4 protein-coding genes and 1 pseudogene are annotated in these 3,673 nt (G+C 53.9%); 4 read left to right on the top strand and 1 reads right to left on the bottom strand.

What is annotated here, in order from left to right; genetic code table 11:
- From ABJN86_RS17180 to gspG, 4 genes and pseudogenes are all read left to right on the top strand, one after another.
- Positions 1 to 141: pseudogene (locus ABJN86_RS17180) on the top strand (transposase); the annotation flags it as partial.
- A gap of 124 nt (positions 142 to 265) precedes the next feature.
- Positions 266 to 2,677, top strand: coding sequence for an RHS repeat-associated core domain-containing protein (locus ABJN86_RS17185; protein WP_348422636.1), 2,412 nt, complete (start codon positions 266 to 268; stop codon positions 2,675 to 2,677).
- On the top strand, positions 2,668 to 3,012 hold the full coding sequence (locus ABJN86_RS17190; protein WP_348287387.1) for a hypothetical protein: 345 nt from the start codon (positions 2,668 to 2,670) through the stop codon (positions 3,010 to 3,012). Before ABJN86_RS17185 ends, ABJN86_RS17190 begins: the two co-directional genes overlap by 10 nt.
- A 13-nt stretch (positions 3,013 to 3,025) precedes the next feature.
- Complete coding sequence (gspG, locus tag ABJN86_RS17195) at positions 3,026 to 3,445, top strand: type II secretion system major pseudopilin GspG (RefSeq protein ID WP_348376080.1); 420 nt, start codon at positions 3,026 to 3,028, stop codon at positions 3,443 to 3,445.
- Here the strand turns inward: gspG and ABJN86_RS17200 are convergent.
- Positions 3,446 to 3,673 (bottom strand): hypothetical protein (locus ABJN86_RS17200; protein WP_348432353.1); only part of this gene is annotated, 228 nt, incomplete at its 5' end.

The following is a 3,673-nucleotide window of genomic DNA, read 5'->3' on the forward strand; positions in this document are numbered from 1 at the left end:
GACATCAAGCGCGCGACGCGCAAGCATTATTCATCCGAAGAGAAGATCAGGATCGTGCTGGATGGCCTGCGTGGCGAGGATAGCATTGCAGAGCTGTGCCGCCGTGAGGGGATTTCGCAAGGCATTTACTACAAATGGTCAGGTTGCTCCGGTTCCGCATCCGCGTGTCATCACGAAAGACACACATTGCTATGACAACGACGCAGAAACGATCTGTGGCGAAACACGTGCAACATCTGATTCCCGTGGCAACACCATTCGTGTCATGAAGATGGACTACGACCGAACAGACGTTGGAACCACAGCCCAAGGACGTGAAACAAAATACAGCTTCGACCTGATGGATCGGCTGGTCGGCGTAACGGACCCAGGCGGAGCACAGTGGACCTATACGCATGACTTTAAAGGCAACCGCCTCACAGCGGATGATCCGGGCCTTGGGTTCTGGACGATGGAATACGACGCCAATGACAACCTGACAAAACAATACGACGCCAAGGGGCAGACGATTGAATTCACCCATGACGCGCTGGATCGCGTCCTGTCCAAAACTGTCGCCTGGACGGACGGCGCTAACGCCACGCAAACTGATGTCATCACCTACGCATACGATGAAGCGAACCCAGACCTGTTGGGCGGCAACAACATCGGTCAACTCACCACGCTCAGTGGGGCGCACAACACGATCCGCTATGGGTATGACAACGCCGGAAACACAGTGGCGGAAGAACACAGTGTCCCCCTGAACGGAACGACCTACGAATACAACTTCACCCGCGACATGCATCCCAGCGGGGCGCTGATTGCACAAACGCTTCCGACGTCTTCAAACGGCGACACCTTCACCACACCGGACTTCAAATACGATGCCGCGGGCCGACTGACCGAATTTGGCACTTGGCTGACAGGCACAACATACGACACCCGCAGCAACCCAACGCTAAAGACTTTTGGTAACGGTATGACCGAAGAACGGATGTACGACGCACAACAAGGGTGGATCGACGAAATCCGCGTGCTCGGAACGACAGGCGGCACACGCGAGCTCGCCAAATACTGGCGCAGTCAAGCGGGGCGGATCAACCGACACCGCACGTGGCTGGTGCAGGATCAATACAACTACTGCTACGACTACGCGGGGCGCTTAACCGTAGCAGCTGATCTGATCAGCGCCAACAAGACCTGCGACACCATCGGAACATGGGAAGGCACCGAACTGCGCGACCAGTTCTTCACCTATCGGCGCGACGGGTCCATGGCCTCCAATAGCCACGTGGGCGACTACATCTACTCCGGCTCGCCCGTGGCTCATGCGCCTGCGTCCGTCGAGGGCCAAGCGCTCACCTATGACGCCAACGGCAACATGACACTGGGGCTGAACGGCAAAACGATGACCTATGACGGCGAAAATCGCCCGCCCTCGGTCACGCTTGGGGTGAACACCTCTGGCTACGTTTACGGCGCAGATGGCACGCGGCTGACGAAGCTGGAACAGATCGGCACGCAACCGCAAAGCACGACGCTCTATGTCGGCGGCGTGGAAATCCGTGACCCGGGTGTGAATGAGGTCGTGCTGGCCTATCCCCATGAAAACGTGCGCTTAAAGTTCGCCAATGCCAACAGCACGCCCGAGGTCAGCTACCTCTTCCGCGACCACCTTAACTCGGTCCGCATGATTGCGGGTGAAAACCAAAAGATCGAAGAACGCTCGACCTACAAGCCGTTTGGCGAGGAGAACGAAAGCGTTCTGGCCGCCAGCAAAGCCCAGGAAACCATCGGCTGGATCGGAGAACGGCACGACGCAGGTGCCGGGCTGCAATACCTGAACGCGCGGTACTACGATCCGGAGCTGGGGCTGTTTATCCAGCCCGATTGGTTTGAAGTGACGCAGGCTAGGGTTGGGACGAATAGGTATTCCTATAGCTTCAATGATCCGGTGAATTTAATGGATCCGGGGGGGAATGATGTCACCTACGGTAGTGATGGTTCAGTCACTCAGCATGACGTAGATAGTGAAGGAAATAGAACCGCCGTTTCTCATAGTTTTGGCAGTCACAACGGGTACATGGCTGCTATTTCTGAAGCAAATAATGCAGGGCATGCAACCCTTAGTGGCTATGCGCGAGGTGTTCATGGCTACTACGGGAGCACTGAAAATGGGCTAGCAATAAGTGACCAAAGTACAATGTATTTTGGTGCAAAGGCTATTCAAGTACTCAACAATGCCATGCGAGCATGCAAAGGGAAGTGTGCGAAACACCTCGATAGAGTTCTGAAACCCGTTGATCGGTTGTTTAAAGTAACTCTGAGGAAAGCTAGCGATAGAGTTATAGAACGAACAAAGACATTATTTTCGTCTAGTCAGAGAGCACAGAATGCGAGAGATTTAGCTAACAAAGCAGAACATATTTTCGGTCGGAAAAACTTGGACAAACATCAGATGCAAGGCTTATTAGATGCATTTAGAGGCGACAAGACGGCTGCAGCTAAGGCTCTGATGGCTGCTGCAAATAGGGCGGTCAAAACAAGTAGTACCGCTAAGATGACCAAAGATGGTCTTTATGGAGCCGTCGTTTCGGTTAGGGGGGTACAAGTTCAAGTATCAGGTCGCGTTATAGATGGCGTAACGCGGCTTGGGACCGCAAGTATGGATATGTCGAGGCCGCTATGGAAGTGAACACAACTAAGCCGAATTTAATAGAGAACGCTGTACTTGAGTGTTTTAAGGAGAATTATCCAAGTGCTTTTGACGCAAAAAGGTATTTTGTCGTCGATAGGGAAGTTAGCATAGGAGGCTTTGCTACAGATGTAGCTGTTTCCGAAGCACCTCTTGACGATACCCGCGAAGATAAGAGTTGCCCAAACATGTTTCTGCTTGAAGACGGGGATTACGTGGGCGATGTATACGTAACACACTTCGAAAGCGGTGAAGTAAATTGGATAGAAATGGCGCTGTACGAAAAAGTGATTTCAGAACTGACAGGCGAGCTTGCCATTGTCTGGAGAGCTTAAAAAATTCCAGACAATGACCAAAGCAAAGCCTTTAGACTCCGGCATCTCCCTCCTCGAAGTCATGGTCGCCCTCGCCATCATCGCCATGGTCGCAGCCCTCGTCGCCCCCCGCGTCATGGGCAGCTTTGGACGCGCGAAATCCAAAGCCGCAGAAATCCAACTTACCAACATCAAAGGCGCGTTACAGCTGTATTACCTCGACGTTGGCCAATACCCCTCGGAAACCGACGGCCTCAGCGGACTGCTCATCCAGCCCACCACTGTCAACGACTGGAGCGGACCCTATATCGACGACGCTGACGACATCCAAGATCCATGGGGCCGCCCCATCCGCTACATCTTCCCCACAGAAAACGGCGGCTTCGGCCTGCTCAGTCTTGGCCGCGACGGCCAACCCGGGGGCACCCAAGAGGACAAAGATATCGAGGGCTGATCACCCCGCCACCAACACCACAAAGAACCCAAAGGCCAGAAACGGCCCAAACGGCACCGCAATCTGCCCTCCGTCCCCCATAAGCCGCCCGCGCCCCACGAGTGCCACCACGATCCCCGCACAAGACGCGATCAGCAGCACATAAGGCAAACAAAAAACTCTTTCGAACCGCACCCGTGATTTGGGGGATGACCTATTTGAAAGGAGTGTGACAAAACATATTATAAG

The sequence above is a fragment of the Litoreibacter sp. genome (assembly GCF_039974535.1).
Lineage (GTDB): Bacteria > Pseudomonadota > Alphaproteobacteria > Rhodobacterales > Rhodobacteraceae > Litoreibacter.